We start from the raw sequence: 1,012 nt of genomic DNA on the forward strand, positions 1-1,012 counted from the left end.
AACCCGGCGAGCATGCTCACCGAGCCGCTGAGCCACCAGGCGATGGCCTTGGTCACAATCAGCACACAGGCCACGCCGACGGAAGCGCGGGTGGCCAGGCGCAACAGCCGGGCGTGTTCGGGACTGGTGGTCATGGGGCGGGTCAGTCCTTAAGCGGCGGGTTGCAGGCCCAGGGTGGCGAGTTGTTGCACGCTGCCCTTGAACTGGATCATGCGCGGGTCGTCCAGCGGCAGATTGCGCCCGGTTTCTTTCTGGATGATGGTTTGCAGCTTGGCGTTATCGACCTTGCCGTCGGCGCCGATGGCTTGCTGGAGTTTTTCCGGAGCTACCTGGGCGGTTTTGCCCGGCTCGAAGTAGATCGCGCCGGTGGCGAAGTCGACACCAAAGGCGATCAGGCCCGGGATCACGTAGAACAGCAGGCCGACCGCATCGAGCACGGCAATTGCCGGGTCGATCTTGCCGTCGATCTGGCCCCGGCGGTCGGGGTAGAAAATCGAGCCGCAGGCCGTCAACTGGCTCAGCAGGGTGACGGCCAGAACACCGCCGATGACACGGGAAGCAACACGCATGGGACTCTCCTTGAACATAATGAAAGTGACTATAAGCCAGTCTACAAGGCGACGATGATCAAGTGTGGGAGCTGGCTTGCCTGCGATGGCGGTGGTTCAGTTTCAGGTGTGTTGGCTGACACTCCGCTATCGCAGGCAAGCCCGCTCCCACCTTTGACCGCATTCCAGTCAGTACGGGGCCGTGTCGTTGAGACCACCACCGACACCCGGCAGTTCGCCGTTATACTCGCCGCTCTGCTTTGGAGCCAGTATGAATTCGTTGCCAATCGATGATGTTTTACCCGCCCTGCGTGACGCCCTGGCGACGCGCCATGAAGCCGTGCTCGAAGCACCGCCCGGCGCCGGTAAAACCACACGGGTGCCATTGGCGCTGTTGAATGAACCCTGGCTGGCCGGGCAAACCATCTTGATGCTCGAACCCCGGCGCCTCGCCGCCCGCGCCG

General features: G+C 62.7%; 1 protein-coding gene and 2 pseudogenes. 1 reads left to right on the plus strand and 2 read right to left on the minus strand.

The features are described 5' to 3' along the window. A pseudogene (fieF, locus tag HX846_RS25795) lies at positions 1–134 on the minus strand (CDF family cation-efflux transporter FieF); the annotation flags it as partial. A 15-nt stretch (positions 135–149) separates the two neighbouring features. Further along, complete coding sequence (locus HX846_RS25800) at positions 150–569, minus strand: hypothetical protein (RefSeq protein ID WP_003215492.1); 420 nt, start codon at positions 567–569, stop codon at positions 150–152. Between the two features lie 250 nt (positions 570–819). On the opposite strand from HX846_RS25800, the pseudogene HX846_RS25805 reads away from it, so the two are divergent. After that, positions 820–1,012: pseudogene (locus HX846_RS25805) on the plus strand (ATP-dependent helicase); the annotation flags it as partial.

It is taken from the genome of Pseudomonas sp. K5002, from assembly GCF_013386655.1.
Lineage (GTDB): Bacteria > Pseudomonadota > Gammaproteobacteria > Pseudomonadales > Pseudomonadaceae > Aquipseudomonas.